Consider the following 17,702-nt stretch of genomic DNA (forward strand, 5'->3'; position numbering starts at 1 on the left):
CGACGGCGGAGATTTCTACGAAAATATCTTTGATTCTACAGCAGTAAGCAGTCTTTCTTCCGGAACAGACAGTGCTGCATGCTTCAGCTGGACATTGGGCAGTGATTCTTCTTATACAAAGACAATCCGCCTTACAATGGGTGCAGTTGAGTAAGAATAATTATTAATTGAATGAGCGGTATCTCTTAAAGGGGTACCGCTTTTTTTATTGAGGGTTTATTACAAAACCCTCAAAACGGCGAAGTCAAGGCTTTAAGCGTGAGCGTGCCTTGACTCGACGTATTATTCGCCTTTTCTAATGATGAATATTTTTCAATAAACTATGAAATATTTTGCAATGTCATTGCACAAATTCTTTTCTTCATGCCATAATATGTTACTATGGAAAATAACGAGTTTAAGCCGTATATACCGGCTGAAAAAATCACTCCGGAACTTACAGTAACTTCTGTAGTTACCGGTATTTTGCTTGCAATTATCTTTGGTGCAGCAAATGCTTATCTTGGTCTTCGTGTAGGAATGACAATTTCTGCCTCTATTCCTGCCGCTGTTATCGGAATGGGTATTACCCGTATTATTCTTAAAAAGAACTCTATTCTTGAAAGCAATATGGTTCAGACTATCGGTTCTGCCGGTGAGTCAGTTGCAGCAGGTGCTATTTTTACAATGCCTGCTTTCTTCCTCTGGGCAAAAGAGGGTGTAACAGGGGAGCCTAGTCTTCTTGCAATCACATTAATTACATTATGTGGTGCTCTTCTTGGCGTTCTTTTTATGATTCCTCTCCGCAATTCAATTATTGTACAGGAACATGGCGTTCTTCCTTATCCGGAAGCTCAGGCCTGTGCAGAAGTTCTTCTTGCCGGTGAAGATCAGGCAGGCGGTTCAAAGTCTAAGATTATCTTCCTTGGTATGGCAATTTCTGCTGTATTTAAGTTTATTATTGACGGTCTTAAGGTTATTCCTGGTGTAATTGAAGTACCTCTTAATAAATTTAAGACTCTTTTTGCTACTGAACTTTATCCTGCCGTTATCAGCGTAGGATATATCTGCGGAACCCGTATCTCGGCCCTTACTTTTGCCGGCGGTATCCTTGCATGGTTTGTACTTATTCCTGCAATCGTAACTTTTGGCGGCAGTTCAGTGCTTTTCCCTGCAAATGTTTCTATTTCTGACCTTTATACAGGTGCTGGAGCCGGTGCAATCTGGTCTCAGTATGTAAGATATATCGGTGCAGGTGCCCTTGCTACAGCCGGAATCATCAGCCTTCTTAAGTCCCTTCCTCTTATCGTTAGGACTTTTGCAGGTGCCCTTAAAGGACTTAAGGGTTCAGCTGGTGCAGATTCAACTAAACGTACTGAACAGGATATCAGCATAAAGGTTGTTCTTATCGGCAGCCTCCTTATTATCCTTGCAATCTGGCTTCTTCCTGTTATTCAGGCAGGTATTGTAAGTGCCCTTATTATCGTAGTATTCGGTTTCTTCTTCTCTACAGTTTCATCAAGAATGGTTGGTCTTGTAGGTTCAAGCAATAACCCTGTTTCCGGAATGACAATTGCCACTGTTCTTATTGCAACTTCACTTCTTAAGCTTTCTGGAGATACAGGTTCCCACGGAATGATCAGTGCAATTACTGTTGGTGCAGTTATCTGTATCGTATCAGCTCTTGCAGGTGACATGAGCCAGGACCTTAAGACAGGTTATCTTCTTGGTGCAACTCCTAAAAAGCAGCAGATTGGTGAATTCCTTGGAGCAATTTTCTCTGCCCTGACTATTGGCGGAATCCTTGTTCTCCTTAACAAGGCATGGGGCTTTGGCTCTGCAGAAATTCCTGCTCCACAGGCAACCCTTATGAAGATTGTTACAGAAGGAGTTATGTCAGGAAACCTTCCATGGGCCCTTATCTTTATTGGTGCATTTAGTGCCGTTACATTTGAAATCCTTAAGGTACCAGCACTTCCTGTTGCAATCGGTATGTATCTTCCTCTTGAACTTACAGCTGCCATTATGATTGGTGGTCTTTTACGCTGGTTTATTGACAAGCGCAATGCAGCTTCTTCAAGTGAAAGCTCAGGCGGAGTTCTCTTCTGCTCAGGTATGATTGCTGGTGAAGGTCTTGTAGGTGTTCTTCTTGCAGTATTTGCCGTAACAAAGCTTGCTGACAAAATTAACCTTGGCGCTAAATTTAACACAGGGCTTCCTGGAAGTATTATTGCCCTTGCTGCAATTGTAACTTTCATCCTTCTTTACGGATTGAATCCAAAGAAAAAGAATGAAAAAGCAGAGTAATTTTCTGGACCTGGTATTTGAAAAAAATGAAAAATTTCGCTCTGAAACAGATTCTCAGGGCGGAGTTACCATTTTTGTAGAAAATAAAGGCTTTTTTAACAGGATAATGCAGCGCTTCTTTGGAAAACCTGTTTTTTCTCAGGTGCATCTTGAAGAATTCGGCAGTTTTATCTGGCCCCTTATAGACGGCTCCCGTAATGTTCAGGAGCTGGGCTTAAAGGTAAAGGAACACTTTGGGGAGAGGGCAGAACCCCTTTATCCAAGGCTTGTTCAGTATATGAAAATGCTTTTATCCTATAATTTTATAAAAAAGGTCTGAATTAAAGCTTTTTTATAAACAGTCCCCTTTGTACAAGTGTATCTTACATTTTGTGCAGAGGGCTTTTGTTTTTTAAAGGGGCTGTCTCAGGTTGCCGGCGGTGCAGGCTGTGATGTTGACTGGGGCTTGTTTATGTAAAGAGGGCCGGGCTGCTTTGTAAACAGGGGGGGTGCCGGGCTTGCGGCTGCTGTCAGTGCTCCTTGAAAAGAATAATCAGACAGTGTAGAATGTTTTTTATAAGGATTTCTCTTTTACCCGGGGGAAAATCCAATTAAAGCCAGGGTTTTTTTAAGGGCTTTTTTATGAATCTCTAAAATAAAAATTCTCTTTTTAATTCTTATATGGAAGAACTGCGTCCTGCGTAGTTTTTTCATACTGGCTTCTTATTTAATTTTATAAGGAGTGACTAACTATGGACATGTATGTAGTTATGAAGGCAAGGAACAAGGAAGGAACTTTTCTTGAATTATGGCGGCTTGATGAAGAGTCTCTGGAAAGAGTAAAAGGTTCTTCCGCAGGAGAAAGAATTGAATATGTGTCTCCGGATCTTTTTGATGAAAAGATAAAGGCTTATGATTTTAAGGAACTTGTATGGGACAGGGTTTATAACTCTTATAATTACACCTATATGAAGGTAAAAGTTCCTGTAAGTGAAAACTTTAAGGAAATGGAAAGCAATGCAGAAAAAAAGGCTGTAGAAATGCTTGAAAAACAGGATAAATATTGGGGTGAGGTATTTGCAGCAAGAAAAGAAAAAAAAGAAAGGATTTATCAGGAAATTATAAAACCCATTGTTGCGAAAAATAGAATTATCGTTGCTCAGAAGAATAAAGATTATGAAGGCCTTACAGAAGAAGAAGCAATAAAAAAATGGAAAGATGAGGAAAACTGTATGAATCCTTGTGCCACAATTATTTCTGTTTTAAGAAAAAAATCCGGCTTAACCTGGTCAAAATTTAAAGCTTATGTAATGGAAAACTATTAATAGAGAGGGGGGATTTCTGTATAAAAACAGGGATTCCCCCTGAAAAAAAAGAGGTGAGAAAAAATATATAAATAATTGTATACAATTTAATTGACATAAATTAAAATCAGTGATATAAATATATCTGTCAGGAGGCTAAAAGCATGTCATTTTATGATTTTTCAGTTAAGACAATGGATGGAAAAGAAGTTTCTTTAAGTGATTACAGGGGAAAGGTTGTTCTTGTTGTAAACACTGCAACAGGCTGTGGTTTTACCCCTCAGTATGAAGGCCTTGAATCTTTGTATAAGAAATACAAGGATGCAGGTTTTGAAATCCTTGATTTTCCATGCAACCAGTTTTTAAATCAGGCACCTGGTTCTAATAAAGAGATTCATACTTACTGTAAGGGCAGGTTTGGTATTACTTTCCCTCAGTTTGCTAAAATCGATGTTAACGGTAAAAACGAAGCTCCTCTTTATACCTTCCTTAAGTCACAGAAAAAGGGCTTTCTTTCTTCAAGAATTAAGTGGAATTTTACAAAGTTCCTTATTGCAAAAGACGGAAGTGTAAGTGCCAGATTTGCACCTACAGCTACTCCGGAAAAGCTTGATGATTATGTAAGGACTCTTCTGGAAAAATAAAAAAATGCCGGTCCTTACTTGTATTCTGGTCGGGAATGCAGCAAGAACCGGCTAACTAAGGTTATATTATTGAAGCATGTATACTGGTGATTGGGCGATCAGCCGGCATACTGCATTGCTTCCGCAAAGGAAATCGGAAAAGACCTGATAAAAGGTTTTACCGAAGCAAGAAAACTCCATGGTGTGTTGTGGGCAACGTTAATAAAAACACAGCCTGTATCTTTAGCAAGTCTTGAGAGTTCACGGTTAACTTTTGCAGTTTTTGGACTGTCAGACATAACAGAAATAATGTAGAGGGTACAGGTATCACAGCGGGTGTGGAGCTGGTATAAAAGCCATTCGTATTTAGAGATAAATCCGTCAATTGTAAAGTCTTCCTTTTCAATGTCTTCTTCACCAATGTTGATAAAAAGGCGGGAAGGCTGGAGCTGACAGGCACATTCTTCCATTTCTTTCTGGGCACGGTCGATTGTAAGTCCGTCTTTGCTGCGGTTATAGATATGTGTACTGCAGCTGTTTCCCATAAGGTCACCTAAATCCATCTGAGAAAGGGAAGTAGAACCAAAGAAAACTGTCTGTCCTTTCTTACTCAATTTGTTCATTCCGCTGAAGTTTTTCATTCTTTTACCTCTGTTTTTTATGTGTTTTTAGATTGCTTCTTTTAAATTTTCCTGAAGACTGAGTCTTGGGCGTTCTGCATTCTGACGGTCGTAGTTTTTGTTAATAAAGTAAACAACAAGGTTTGCACCTACGATTACAAGGTTAAGGAAGTAAACTGCAAGGACGTAATTGTAAATTCCGTTAATGATTTTTGCACCGATTCCTGCAATGTAACCCAGGATTATAAGCATAATAAAGCGAAAACTCATGTTTTTAGCAGAGCGGGCTTTAATATTCTTTGCAAGGGACATTGGCCATGACAGACCAAAACAAATAAGCATTCCGGCTTCCAATAATTCAGACATTGAACTACCTCCAAAAAATCTTTATTTCTTTCTTTCGTGAATTAATATAGCCATTTGAAATAATAATGTATAATATATTATTTATATCATATTGATATTTATAAACTTATTGATTAAAATTAGATTCATAAGGTTAAAGTTATGGAATTAACACAATTAAGGTATTTTATTAAGGTAGCCCAGCTTCAGCATATAACCAGGGCTGCAGAAGAACTTCATATAGCCCAGCCGGCCCTTACCCAGACCATGCACAGGTTGGAATCAGAACTGGGAGTTCCCCTCCTGGCAACAAAGGGCCGCAATATCGTTCTTACGGAATACGGCCGCTATTTTTATGAAAAGCTGGAGCCTCTTTTAGCAGAAATTTATGATCTTCCGGACCAGCTTCATGCCTTAAGCCACATAGAGAACAATACAATTCACCTGAATGTACTGGCTGCATCCAATCTTGTAACGGAAGCCATTATTGAGTACCAGAAAATCGATGATTCCCTGCATATTCAGCTTACCCAGAACGAAGAAAATGACCTTAATGATATATGTGTAACGACAAAGCTTTTTTACCAGCATTCCGTAGAAGAAAAAGACAGTGTTTTTGTCTGCACGGAAAATATTTACCTGGCAGTTCCTAATATCAGCCGTTTTGAGAATATCAGTAGTGTCCGTCTTGAAGATGTAAAGAACGAGGATTTTATTTCTTTGTCCGGTGCCAAGCAGATGCGTGCTATTTGTGATAAGTACTGCCGTAATGCCGGGGTAAAGCCTAACATTATTTTTGAAAGTGACAGTCCGGCAGCTGTAAAAAACATGATTTCTGCAAATATGGGTATTGGTTTCTGGCCTGCCTTCAGCTGGGAAAGGATAAATACAAAAAGGGTAAAGCTTATTCCTATTACTGACCCAAAGTGCAGCCGCGATATTCTTATTACATTTAAGAAAAATAAGACTGATAATACCAAGGCAGAGGCTTTTTTTACCTTCCTTAAGGGCTACTTTGAATATGCCGCAAGGGAAAGTGAAGAGCAGATGAATTTATAGGCAATTTGTAGTACAATTAGTCTGTTTATGGCTATTCAGAAAGCAGGTGTTTACGAAAAAATAATGCTCAGTGCCCGTAAGGAATTTCTTGAAAAGGGATTTACAGGGGCCAGTTTAAGGACTATTTCTAAAAATGCCGGTGTTACTACAGGTACGATTTATTCTCGTTTTGAAGATAAAACAGCTCTTTTTGAAGAGATTGTAGGGGAGCATGCTAAAAAAATCGTTTCCATTTATAACAATGGTATTGATTCCTATTACAATTTTAACCCGGAAGATAAATACAGCAAAATGAATGACCTGACTGTGGATTGTATCAGTCTGATGCTGGATGTTATTTACGGCGATTATGAATGTTCCAAAATACTTATCTGCAGTTCCAAGGGAACCTGTTACGAAAACTTTATTCACGAAATGATACAAAAAGAAGTGGATTCTACGGAAGATTTTGCCAGAACCATGTATAAACTGGGGAAAATAGAAGATGAAGAAAACCTGGATAAGGGGCTTTTTCATATGATAGCCAGCGGTTTTATGTCTTCTTTTTTTGAAATTGTAGCCCATGATATGGACAGAAAGGTGGCAGAAAGAAGAATTGCCCTCTTAAGAAAGTTTTACACAGGGGGCTGGTCCTGTTTATTTAATGTGGATATTGAGCACAGCGGCAGGTAAAAAGGGGTTTTTTCGTGAATCTATCTGGATTCCCTATGAATTTTCCGATATTTTCTTAAGATGTATGAAATTTTATACACTTAAATTGCTGTTTATAAAGTCAACAAAGTCTTTTTCGCTTAAAGGTCTTGAATAGAAGTAGCCCTGAACCTGGTCACAGCGAATTTCCTTAAGGAAGTCCCTCTGCTGGACTGTTTCTACGCCTTCAAAAATAGTTTTCTTTTCCAGGGTTTTACTTAAATCAATAAGGCTGCTGATAAAGCGGGCGGATTTTTCGTCAAGGGCACCTTTTTCGTCCATAATTGACAGAAGGAAGAAGCGGTCAAACTTAAGTACGTCTACAGGTACAGTTGTAAGCATGTTAAGGGAAGATTCACCGCTTCCAAAGTCATCCATAGCTACCGTAAAGCCTTTTTCGTGAAGCCTTTCCGTGATTTCGCAAAGGGTGTCAGAATCCATTACGGAACGCTCGATTATTTCTACCTGAACCAGGTTTGGGGGAATATCGTATTTGTTAAAGAGGGTCATAAAGTCGTGCATGAATTTATCCGGCTTATTGTGGTTGCGGCTCATGTTTACGGCTATAGGAACTACAGGTTTTCCGGCCTTTAACTGGGCATCCAGGAATTTAAATACCTGCTCGTATACGTAAAAGTCCAGTTTTGTAATAAATCCGTTGCGTTCAAAGAGAGGAATGAATTTATCCGGGGTAAGAATACCAAATTCCCTGGTTCTCCACCTTACAAGGGCTTCTCCTCCGGCAATTCTGTCATCGGCCAGGTGAATTTTAGGCTGGTAAACCACAAAGAATTCACCTTTTTCCAGGGCATTTTCCATTCGGTGCTCCATATAGTGTTCTTCGTTAGCCTTATCCAGCAGCCTGGAGTTGTAAATGGCAAAGGACTGGAGCATATTGCCCTTAATTGTGCTTTTTGCAAAGCTGGCCTGGCCTATAAGCTCTTTTACAGATACCGGCCGTCTTTTTTCCTGACGGAAGAAGGTAATTCCGTATTTAGGGAAGAAAGGAATATCGTAGCGCTTTATTTCGTTATTAATGAATTCAGTCTGGCTTTTAAAGCCTGACATAGCTTTGTAAACATTGTGGATTTCTATAAGGATAAAGAAGTGGTCAGCGTAACCACGGCAGGTTATGGCACGGTAGGGAGCTACTGCCTTATTCAGCAGGGTTGAGAAGTAGAAAATCATTTTATCTGCCGCTTCTTCGCCGTAATTCTGATTTATAAACTTAAAGCCACGGATATCAGCTTCGATAAGCATGAATTTTGACTTAGGATTCTTTTTAATCTGCTTTTCTGCCAGTTTTTCAAAATGCTGCCTTGAAAAAAGGTTGGTAAGGGAGTCATAAACTGAACTGATCAGCTGGTTTTTATAACAGTAGTCCAGGAGGGAAGTCTCAAGGAAAACAAAAATAAGGAGGGAAAGTATGGAAATAACCAGAATTGTAATTTTTGTAGACTTCTGCTGGCTGTAAATCTCTTCAAGCTGAGTTTTTGGAAAGGCTATAGCCAGGGTAAGGTTACAGTCGGCTACTTTATTAAAGTAAAGGTCTACCAGAACATTGTCGTCATTTATGGTTTCTAAAATACCAAAGCCCTTGTTGCTGACATAATTTGTAGAAATATCCTTATATTCTATTTGTGAAGGAACATAAGAAAGACCTATCTGGCTTTTATTAGGGTGAATTACGTATCTTCCTGTTTTATCCAGAAGATAGACGAAGTTTTTGCCCTTAATCTGAATTTTATCAATGATTTTTTCTATGGAAGCAAGTTTAATTCCGGCGCAGAGAAGGCCCTTCAATTCATTTGATTCATTAAAATAAGGAAGGCACATTATAAGTACCGGAGCATTGGCAAATTCTGAATAGATTACATTGCTTATGTAGTATGGAGTGTCAGGCTTGTAAAGCTCCTTGTTTACATATTCCCTGTTTTTTAAGTCCCTGACTACATTATTTGGAAAGTATCCTGTTTTATCAGAGTTAACATAGAAAACCGTATCAATGTCTTTGTGCATAAAGTCCTTGTTAAGGTTTATCCATTCCTGAATTATGGACGGTTCTATTGAAGAAAAGAGGTTTTTGTCAAATATTGAATTCAGTGATGTGCGGAAATTTTCAAAATAGAAGTAAACAGCTTCTGAGTAGCCTTCCAGGGTAGTAATACAGCTTTCTACATACCTGTCTTTTGCCTGATTCTGTGACTTATTCATGGTAAAGCTTGTCAGAATAAAGACCAGAATCATTAAAAGGCCGCTTACTGCCAGAGTAGAGATGAATCTTAACTTCCTAGGATTAATCCTCTTTTTTAAAATAAATCCCACACTCTAATCATAACTCAGAATGTGGGAAAAAACAAAATTATTTGCCGGAATCTTCTTCTCTTATTTGAACACGGCGGATTTTACCGCTGATTGTCTTAGGAAGTTCATCAACAAATTCAATTACCCGGGGAATCTTGTAAAGGGCCAGGTGTTCTTTTGCGAAAGTCTTTAATTCAACTTCCATGTCACGGCTGGCTTTATATTCCTTTGTAAGAACCACAGTTGCCTTTACTACCTGACCGCGCTTAGGGTCTTTTATACCGGTTACTGCACATTCCAGAACGGAAGGGTGCTGCTGAAGGACGCTTTCTACTTCAAAAGGACTGATTCTAAAACCGGTACTTTTAATAAGGTCGTCATTTCTTCCTACAAACCAGATATAGCCGTCGTCGTCGTAATAGGCTGTGTCTCCTGTGTCATACCATTCACCACCAAGGGCAGCTTCTGTCTGTTCTGGGGTTTTATAATAGCCTTTAAGGAGCCCAGCCGGCTTTCCTTCTGCAATACGTATTTTAAGGCTTCCGTTTTCCAGACTCTGGCAGCGCTTTCCTTCGGAATTTACAATCTGAAGGTCAAAACCAGGGGCACTTTTACCCATAGAGCCAGGCTTTACTTCCATTCCAGGGAAAGTTCCTGCAAGAATGGCTGTTTCTGTCTGACCGTAGCCTTCGTAAATCTTAATGCCTGTTTTTTCGTAGAATTTGTTGAATACTTCACTGTTCATGGCTTCTCCTGCAGTAACGCAGTACTTAAGGTTGGACAGGTCGTACTTTGACAAATCCTGGCGGATAAGAAAGCGGTAGGCTGTTGGAGGGGCACAGAAGGTTGTTACCTTATAATGAGCCAGCTTTCTAAAGAAAAGGTCCGGTGTAAAGGCCAGCATGTCGTATACGAATACTGCACTTCCTGCAATCCACTGACCGTAGATTTTGCCCCAGACAGCTTTAGCCCAGCCTGTTTCTGCAACGCTTATATGAAGTCCGTCGTCAATTACGTTCTGCCAGAATTTTGCAGTAGTAATGTGGCCGAGTGGATAAGTGTAGTCGTGCATTACCATTTTCGGATAACCTGAAGTTCCGCTGGTAAAGTACATAAGCATGGTGTCGTCGTTATGAAGGGCATTTTCTCCCTGTGGGCGGGCAAAAACGTTGCATTCTTCCGGAAGGGCTTCCATTTCTTTATGAAAGTCAGTCCAGCCCGGATTAATGCCTTTTACGGAAACCAGTTCCTTTACGGAAGGACATTCCTTTACGGCTTCTTCTATTTCTTTGATTACATGACCATCGTCAAAGGAAATAATCATCTTTACTTCTGCGGAATTGCAGCGGTAAACAATGTCATGCTTTAAAAGCTGGTTTGTAGCAGGAACGGCAATAGCCCCGATTCTGTGAAGGGCAGGCAGTAACCACCAGAATTCGTAACGGCGGCGGAGGATAAGCATTACAACGTCACCTTTTTTTATTCCGTGGCGGCTTAAAAAGTGGGCAGCCCTCTGACTGTCCCTGGAGATTTCTGCAAAGTTAAAGCTTTTTTCTTCGTCTTCGTCATTGCACCATACCATGGCACGTTTTTGAGGAACTTCCCTGGCATATCTGTCGATTACGTCATAGGCAAAGTTAAAGTCCTGAGGAATTTTAAGCCTGTAGTTGTCATGCATATCCTGGTAGTCTTTGTATTCGTGATAGTTTTCTATAAATTCTGATAAAAGATTCATTTTACATCTCCATTTTTTATGAATATTTATTGTTAAAAGTAAAGTTCGCTTTCAAATGAAGTTTCTTTTTTATCACTGTCCGGCGGGCATTTGCTGCCAATAAGGGTTACCTTGCTGCCGTCCGTCATCTTCGTAATAGTATTTGTAATTTTCTGTCATTTAAGTATCTCCTTTTTAGAACATGAACCATAAGCTGAAGAAGTGACATACAGTTCCTGCCAGTGAAAATAAATGGAATATTACCTGATTGAATTTTACGTTTTTAAGTGAATAGAAAATAAAGCCCATGGTGTAGAGGATTCCCCCGATAAGAAGGAATATGGAACTTGACGAAGGTACGGTCATGGTAAGCTTGTTCCATACAACTGCAATTGCCCAGGACATTGGAAGGTATGTTACTGCAGAAAGCCAGCGCATTTTGCTTCCGAATATGGCATAGAAGGTACAGCCTGTAACGGCCAGTCCCCATTCAATTCCAAATAAAGTCCAGCCTAAAGCCCCTCCAAGAGCTACAAGGCAGTAGGGAGTATAGGTTCCTGCAATAAGAACGTAAATGGAACAGTGGTCAAGAATACCAAAGACCTTTTTTGCACCTGCCGGAGTAAGACTGTGGTAAAGGGTAGAAAAGAGATACTGAATGAACATAGCTGCACCACAGACTGCCATGCTTACTACTGCAAGAGCCTGGGACCCTTTCATAAGGTTTGTAACAGCATTCACTATAAGAAGGGGAATTGCTGCACAGGAGAGAAGGGCTCCGATTCCCTGAGAGATGGCACTGCCTATTTCTTCTTTTCTGGAATAGCGTTTTACTATATCCTGGTTTTCCTTCATTACCGCAAGAATGTTTTTTTCTGCTTCTTTTTTATAGTTGTCAGCGGTAATACGTTCTCCAAGGAGAAGTTCGTTAACGCTTATCTTAAGGCTGTCACATAAAGGAAGCATAAGGGAGACTTCCGGAAGCCCGTTGCCGCATTCCCATTTGCTTACTGTCTTGTCACTGATATTAAGCATCTGTGCAAGCTGGCTCTGGGTATATCCGCTTTCTTTTCTTACTGTCTGTATGAATTTTCCGATTTTAACCTGATCCATGCTCCTAGAATACAGGATTTTTTTTAATCCCACCACCTACGAACCGTAGAGTTACAAAATTCGCCTTTTGGTTGATATTTCTTGATATTTGGTGCTATTTATTGCTATTCAGTTGACATAAATGCTTTTTTGCTTTATAAAATGCAACCATGTTGCAAAAGTCATACCATACTAAAACTTCGGACCTTATAGTTGAATTTATAGCCTCTAAAATTGACAGCGGTTTTACAGCCGGTGAATTATCTGCCTTTTTAAAGGAAAGGGGATTTGATGTAAACAAAACTACTGTTTACCGCAACCTGGATAAAATGACAGAAGCAGGCAGACTGATTAAAAGCAAGTCTGTGGTAAGTGACGGGTATGTTTATCAGACAGCAGAAGAAGAGAATCACTGTGACGAGCATATGCACTTTAGATGCTGTAAGTGTGGTTCTGTAATTCATCTCTCTGATGAGAAGACTAAGGAATATCTGGATTCCATTTCCAGGGATCTGGGGATTGAGATTAACGTAAATATATCTACGCTGAATGGAATTTGTTCAAAATGCAGGAAACAAAAGTAAAAAAGCTAAGGGCATTTTTTGCAGTCTTTTTAATCATTTTTATATCCTCTTCCATTTTTTACGGAATCCACGAAGCTCATCATGACTGTAGTGGCAAAGACTGTCATATCTGTCATGTAATTCAGATTTGTCAGCAGAACATAAGGCTTTTAACTTTTGCATTAACAGTTGCAGCTTTTTTTTATGAATTCAGTGCTTTTGCCATTCCCCTTGATTCAGCAGTTAAAAAATTTCTTTTATGTCCATATACCCTTATTACTCAAAAAATCCGTCTTAATGATTAGGCCTCCGGGATATTAATTACAATGCAGGCTTAGCCTGGTAAAGATTAAATTTTTATATTCTCAGAGGAAATTATTATGAGTAAAAAACCAGTTACACTTATTACAGGATATTTAGGTTCAGGAAAAACAACACTTTTAAATGAAATCTTACGTCAGGAAAAACGCCGTGTTGCCCTTATCGTAAATGATATGGGAAGCATTAATATCGATGCTGCCATTATTAAAAAGAACGGCTCTGCTGTTGCCCAGAGTGAAATGTACGAAATGCAGAACGGCTGTATCTGCTGTACTTTGAGGGAAGAATTTATCAAGCAGGTAGAAAAGATTTCTGAAAATGACAAAATCGAAACTGTATTTGTAGAAGCTTCAGGAATCAGTGACCCTGGTGCAATTGCAGCTTCCTTCCTTGCTTATGAAGATGCTCAGCCTGATACAAATGTTTATCTGTCTAACATTGTTACTGTTGTTGATGCAGACCGTATCTACAGGGAATTTATGACAAACCTTCAGAACTACGATGAAAAGGATGCCAACAATCTTGCTTCCAACGACATTACTACACTTATCGTAGACCAGATTGAATTCTGCAACACAATCGTACTTAACAAACTGGACCTTCTTAATGAAGAACAGATTGAACAGGTAATAAAGATTATCCGTGACTTCCAGCCTAAGGCAGAAATCATTAAGACAACTCAGGGTCAGGTAGAAATTGACCGCATTACTTCTACTCAGAAATTCAATTACGAAATGGTAGATTCATCTTCTGCAATTCAGAAGGCAATTAATTCCCTTAACCAGGCAGACCGGGGATTTACTGATGAATATGGTATCTCAAGCTTCTCTTATGAATACAAAAAGCCATTTGACCAGAAAAAGTTTATGACTTTTATTAAAGAAGACTTTCCCAAGGAACTTATCCGTGCAAAGGGTTATATCTGGTTTAAGGACAGACCGGAAGACGTACTCCTCTTTGAACAGGCTGGCAGGAACTCTTCGGTTATGGCAGTTGCCTACTGGGTTGCAGCATTAGACGAAGCTACTCAGAAAGAATGTCTTGCTGATGATGAAGATCTTAGAAATACCTGGGATCCTGTATACGGAGACAGAATTAATCAGATTGTCTTTATCGGAAAGAACTATAACAAGGCAAAGATTGTATCTCGCCTGGAAGAATGTCTTGCTTAAAAAGCCGGGACTTAAATGGTGGTTTTAATACTGAAGTAAAAATTCTCCTATAGAAAAAAAATAGTATTTAAAAAATAGTTATGCTTCACAGGGGCCGGGGTCTCTTATGGAATCCGGTTTCTGTGAAGTTTTTTTTTGTGAGTTTTTTATTCTGATGACTACAGGGAATTTTTATTATACAATTATCTTATCCTTATATTTTTAAAACACAGGTAAAATTTTGAGATTAGTTAGTGAAGAAAAAATTAAAAAAAGAAGACTCTCGTCTACACAAATAATCGTACTGGGTTTTCTTGCTGCCATTTTTGCAGGAAGCCTTCTTTTAATGATTCCTGCTGCCAGTGCAGAGGGAAAGGAGACTGGTTTTATTACAGCCCTTTTTACTGCCACTACCTCCATTTGTGTTACAGGTCTTGTTGTAGTTGATACCTTTTCCCACTGGTCTTTTTTAGGGCAGTTTATAATTTTAATCCTTATTCAGATCGGGGGCTTTGGAGTTATAACCCTTTATTCATCAATAATGATGATGCTTAAAAAGAAGTTTACTTTAAGAACCCGTCTTTTAATTCAGGACTATTACAATCTTTCTTCGATACAGGGGCTGACACATTTTTTAATAAAAGTAATCAAGGGTTCCTTTATTGTAGAAGGGGCGGGGGCTTTTTTGTATGCCTTTATTTTTATTCCCCGCTTTGGGCTTTTAAAAGGAATCTGGGTTTCTGTCTTTAATGCAGTTTCTGCTTTTTGTAATGCCGGAATGGATGTTATAGGAAGTAATTCCCTTATTGATTACCAGACAAATATTCCCCTTAACCTGATTACGATTTTTTTAATTGTTTCTGGCGGACTTGGTTATGTTGTCTGGTTTGACTGTCTTGAAAATATTAAAAGGTCCTGGAGAAAGGGTTTTGGTATCAAAATATTTTTCAGGAATCTTGGGGAACACACAAAGCTGGTAATAAACCTTACACTTATTCTTCTTGTGGCAGGAACTCTTTTGGTTCTTTTATTTGAATGGAATAATCCGGCAACTATCGGAAACCTGACGCTGGGTAATAAAATACTGGTAAGTTTTTTTCAGTCAGTAACATTCAGGACAGCAGGTTTTGCAACAGTACCTCAGGAGGCCCTTACTCCTTCTACCTGTCTTGCAGGCTGCATCTTTATGTTTATCGGAGGCTCTCCTGTAGGAACGGCAGGTGGTGTAAAGACAGTTACTGTTTTTGTTGTATTACTTAACCTTACTTCTTTTATAAGAAACAGAACTGAGCCGGTTGTATTTAACAGGGCAGTGTCAGACAAACTTATAAACAAGGCTCATGCTATTTTTATGACAAACCTTCTTGTAACAATTGTTCTGATTATTTTACTTATGCAGCTTTCAAATGCACCTTTACTGGCATCTGTTTTTGAAATCTTTAGTGCAACAGGAACCGTAGGATTGTCCCGCTCTTTAACAGCCAGTCTTAATACAGCGGGAAAGTTTGTTGTAATGGCAGGCATGTATGCAGGAAGAATAGGACCTATTTCCATGGCTCTTTTCTTTAATATCAGCCGTTCTGATAAAAACGAAATTAAATATGCTAACGGACATTATATCGTAGGTTAGTTTATAAAACTGAACAGGGGAGAAGAAAATATGAAGTACAATTCTTTTGTAGTTTTTGGTCTTGGAAAATTTGGTCAGGCAGTTGCAGACAAACTTATAGATGCTGGAGCTGATGTAATTGTTGTTGATAACAGTGAAGAGGTAACAGAAGCATATTCTGCAAAGGCATCAACAGCCATTACTGCAGATTTAACTGATACTGCTGCCATTAAGGCAATCGGCATTTCTCATGTTGACTGTGCAGTTGTAGTTATGGGAACTAATCTTGAAGCCAGCATTATGTGTACCATGATTGCAAAAGAATCGGGAGTAAAAAAAGTTGTAGCAAAAGCCGGTAACGAAAGAATGGGGGCTGTCCTTACAAAAATAGGTGCTGACCAGATAATCTATCCGGAAAAGGAAAGCGGCATTCATACTGCAAGAAGTTTGATTGCAAGTAATTTTCTTGAATACTTTGAAATTGATGAAAACCTCTGTCTTGTAGAAATGGAAGCAAAAGAAAAATGGATAGGAAAAACCCTTAAGGAACTGGACCTAAGAAAAAAGTACGGCGTTAACGTAGTTGCCATAAAAGACGGCAGCCAGAAAGAATTTGTTGATCCAGATCTTCCTCTAAAGGCAGGAGTACCAATCCTCATGCTCATTCATAAGAACAATCTGGAAAAACTTGATAAAAATATTGTGGTCTAGGCTGTAAAAAAATACAGCCCTTAATTTACCTTACAATAGCAAAGACAGTGATTGCTGCGTAGGCAAGAATCATAAAGAGACCCTGCCAGCGTACAAGTGTCTTTTTTGGAAGGCAGAAAATCCATGACACAATAGTAACTGCCAGCATGATTGCCAGGTCGTATACTGCAGCAGCATTAACTGCTACAGGATGAATTGTAGAAGAAACACCAAGGATAAAAAGCAGGTTAAATAAATTTGAACCGGCAACATTTCCTACGGCAAGATCTACTTCTCCCTTGCGGGCTGCAACTATAGAAGTAACAAGTTCAGGAAGGGAAGTACCAATGGCAACAACTGTAAGACCAATAAGGGTTTCTGTCATTCCAAAAGTGCGGGCAATAAACTGGGCGCTGTAAACAACAGCCTGTCCGCCGCCAATAATCATTGCAACACCTACGATTATAAGAAGAAGGCTTTTTGCAAGGGAAAGGCTCTTTGTTTCTTCATCCTCTTCAAGGGGATTTTTTCTTGCATCGTGAATAAGAAAAAGAATGTAGCTTATAAAAAGAACAAGAAGGACAATTCCAATCCAGCGGCTTACAATTCCGGCATTATCTGACATTTTAAGGGTAAAGAAGTGTCCCCCTGTTATGCTGGAGAATGCTGCTGCAAGGGGTACAAATACAGAAACAAGGATACAGAAAGGGTAATCCCTTTTAAGAATGGAAGGGTTTACCGGAACTTTATGAATCAGGGCACAGAAACCTAAAACACAAAGAATGTTAAAAATATTTGAGCCTGTAACATTACTGATGGCAATTTCGTTGGATCCCCTGAGGGCTGCGGAAGTACTTACAGCAAGTTCAGGAAGGGAAGTTCCCATGGCAACTACAGTAAGACCGATAATAACTCCCGGTACCTTAAAAATCTTTGCCAGGGAAGAACTTCCGTCTACAAAAAAATCTGCTCCCTTTATAAGGGCAACAAAACCAACAAGCAAAAGTAAAATGTTAAGAAAAAGCATCATAAGTAATAACCTCGCATTTGTTTGAAACTATCATTTAAGGCTGAAGTTGTCAACTTTTATGGGGACAGACAGCCTGTATTTATATAACCTGATTATTCCACAGGGCAGCGTACTTGCCGTTTTTTGCCAGCAGTTCTTCGTGACTTCCACATTCTTCTATATTTTTGTCATCAACAACTGCAATCATATCTGCATTCTTAATAGTAGAAAGACGGTGGGCAATTACTAAAGTAGTACGGCCCTTTGCCAGAGCATCAAAGGCATTTTGAATCTTTACCTCTGTTGCTGTATCAAGGGCACTGGTTGCTTCATCCAGAATAAG

At 39.2% G+C, this 17,702-nt stretch carries 18 protein-coding genes and 1 pseudogene; 11 read left to right on the top strand and 8 right to left on the bottom strand.

Annotated features, from left to right (window positions below; translation table 11 throughout):
• Positions 1-381 precede the first annotated feature (381 nt).
• Entirely contained in the window at positions 382-2,286 is a 1,905-nt protein-coding gene (locus tag K6D58_RS01955) for an OPT family oligopeptide transporter (protein ID WP_296827012.1), read from the top strand.
• A complete protein-coding gene (locus K6D58_RS01960; protein WP_296827014.1) occupies positions 2,270-2,605 on the top strand; it encodes a PqqD family protein in 336 nt (111 codons plus the stop codon). The genes K6D58_RS01955 and K6D58_RS01960 overlap by 17 nt, the downstream gene beginning before the upstream one ends.
• 251 nt (positions 2,606-2,856) lie before the next feature.
• Here the strand turns inward: K6D58_RS01960 and K6D58_RS01965 are convergent, their stop codons facing one another.
• Positions 2,857-2,979 (bottom strand): hypothetical protein, encoded by a 123-nt coding sequence (locus K6D58_RS01965; protein ID WP_296827016.1) that lies wholly within the window; start codon positions 2,977-2,979, stop codon positions 2,857-2,859.
• 38 nt (positions 2,980-3,017) lie between these two features.
• Here K6D58_RS01965 and K6D58_RS01970 point away from each other — a divergent pair, with 38 nt between their 5' ends.
• Positions 3,018-3,590: a hypothetical protein gene (locus K6D58_RS01970; RefSeq protein WP_296827018.1), complete on the top strand. Its 573-nt coding sequence runs from the start codon at positions 3,018-3,020 to the stop codon at positions 3,588-3,590.
• A gap of 143 nt (positions 3,591-3,733) precedes the next feature.
• Positions 3,734-4,213, top strand: coding sequence for a glutathione peroxidase (locus tag K6D58_RS01975; RefSeq protein WP_296827020.1), 480 nt, complete (start codon positions 3,734-3,736; stop codon positions 4,211-4,213).
• Between the two features lie 98 nt (positions 4,214-4,311).
• Here the strand turns inward: K6D58_RS01975 and K6D58_RS01980 are convergent, their stop codons facing one another.
• Complete coding sequence (locus K6D58_RS01980) at positions 4,312-4,833, bottom strand: SGNH/GDSL hydrolase family protein (protein ID WP_296827022.1); 522 nt, start codon at positions 4,831-4,833, stop codon at positions 4,312-4,314.
• Positions 4,834-4,860: 27 nt separating this feature from the next.
• On the bottom strand, positions 4,861-5,178 hold the full coding sequence (locus K6D58_RS01985; protein ID WP_296827024.1) for a hypothetical protein: 318 nt from the start codon (positions 5,176-5,178) through the stop codon (positions 4,861-4,863).
• 141 nt (positions 5,179-5,319) lie between these two features.
• Here K6D58_RS01985 and K6D58_RS01990 point away from each other — a divergent pair, with 141 nt between their 5' ends.
• Together K6D58_RS01990 and K6D58_RS01995 are read left to right on the top strand one after the other, a co-directional pair.
• Positions 5,320-6,216: a LysR family transcriptional regulator gene (locus K6D58_RS01990; RefSeq protein ID WP_296827025.1), complete on the top strand. Its 897-nt coding sequence runs from the start codon at positions 5,320-5,322 to the stop codon at positions 6,214-6,216.
• Positions 6,217-6,243: 27 nt separating this feature from the next.
• A complete protein-coding gene (locus tag K6D58_RS01995) occupies positions 6,244-6,888 on the top strand; it encodes a TetR/AcrR family transcriptional regulator (RefSeq protein WP_296827027.1) in 645 nt (214 codons plus the stop codon).
• A 72-nt stretch (positions 6,889-6,960) separates the two neighbouring features.
• Here the strand turns inward: K6D58_RS01995 and K6D58_RS02000 are convergent, their stop codons facing one another.
• The 3 genes from K6D58_RS02000 to trhA form a co-directional block, all read right to left on the bottom strand.
• The gene (locus K6D58_RS02000) at positions 6,961-9,231 is read right to left on the bottom strand and encodes a GGDEF domain-containing protein (RefSeq protein WP_296827029.1); all 2,271 of its coding nucleotides are present in this window, start codon (positions 9,229-9,231) and stop codon (positions 6,961-6,963) included.
• Positions 9,232-9,268: 37 nt separating this feature from the next.
• Entirely contained in the window at positions 9,269-10,945 is a 1,677-nt protein-coding gene (locus K6D58_RS02005; protein WP_296827031.1) for an AMP-binding protein, read from the bottom strand.
• 174 nt (positions 10,946-11,119) lie between these two features.
• Positions 11,120-12,037 (bottom strand): PAQR family membrane homeostasis protein TrhA, encoded by a 918-nt coding sequence (gene trhA / locus K6D58_RS02010; protein ID WP_296827033.1) that lies wholly within the window; start codon positions 12,035-12,037, stop codon positions 11,120-11,122.
• A 149-nt stretch (positions 12,038-12,186) separates the two neighbouring features.
• Here trhA and K6D58_RS02015 point away from each other — a divergent pair, with 149 nt between their 5' ends.
• From K6D58_RS02015 to K6D58_RS02035, 5 genes are all read left to right on the top strand, one after another.
• On the top strand, positions 12,187-12,600 hold the full coding sequence (locus tag K6D58_RS02015) for a Fur family transcriptional regulator (RefSeq protein WP_296827035.1): 414 nt from the start codon (positions 12,187-12,189) through the stop codon (positions 12,598-12,600).
• Complete coding sequence (locus tag K6D58_RS02020; RefSeq protein ID WP_296827037.1) at positions 12,582-12,884, top strand: hypothetical protein; 303 nt, start codon at positions 12,582-12,584, stop codon at positions 12,882-12,884. Before K6D58_RS02015 ends, K6D58_RS02020 begins: the two co-directional genes overlap by 19 nt.
• A gap of 75 nt (positions 12,885-12,959) precedes the next feature.
• A complete protein-coding gene (locus tag K6D58_RS02025; RefSeq protein ID WP_296827039.1) occupies positions 12,960-14,072 on the top strand; it encodes a CobW family GTP-binding protein in 1,113 nt (370 codons plus the stop codon).
• A gap of 220 nt (positions 14,073-14,292) precedes the next feature.
• On the top strand, positions 14,293-15,681 hold the full coding sequence (locus tag K6D58_RS02030) for a TrkH family potassium uptake protein (RefSeq protein ID WP_296827041.1): 1,389 nt from the start codon (positions 14,293-14,295) through the stop codon (positions 15,679-15,681).
• A gap of 30 nt (positions 15,682-15,711) precedes the next feature.
• Entirely contained in the window at positions 15,712-16,371 is a 660-nt protein-coding gene (locus K6D58_RS02035; RefSeq protein ID WP_296827043.1) for a potassium channel family protein, read from the top strand.
• A 25-nt stretch (positions 16,372-16,396) separates the two neighbouring features.
• Here the strand turns inward: K6D58_RS02035 and K6D58_RS02040 are convergent, their stop codons facing one another.
• Both K6D58_RS02040 and K6D58_RS02045 read right to left on the bottom strand, forming a co-directional pair.
• Entirely contained in the window at positions 16,397-17,380 is a 984-nt protein-coding gene (locus tag K6D58_RS02040) for a calcium/sodium antiporter (protein ID WP_296827044.1), read from the bottom strand.
• A 79-nt stretch (positions 17,381-17,459) separates the two neighbouring features.
• Positions 17,460-17,702: pseudogene (locus tag K6D58_RS02045) on the bottom strand (ABC transporter ATP-binding protein); the annotation flags it as partial.

The organism is Treponema sp., from assembly GCF_024696245.1.
Taxonomy (GTDB): domain Bacteria; phylum Spirochaetota; class Spirochaetia; order Treponematales; family Treponemataceae; genus Treponema_D.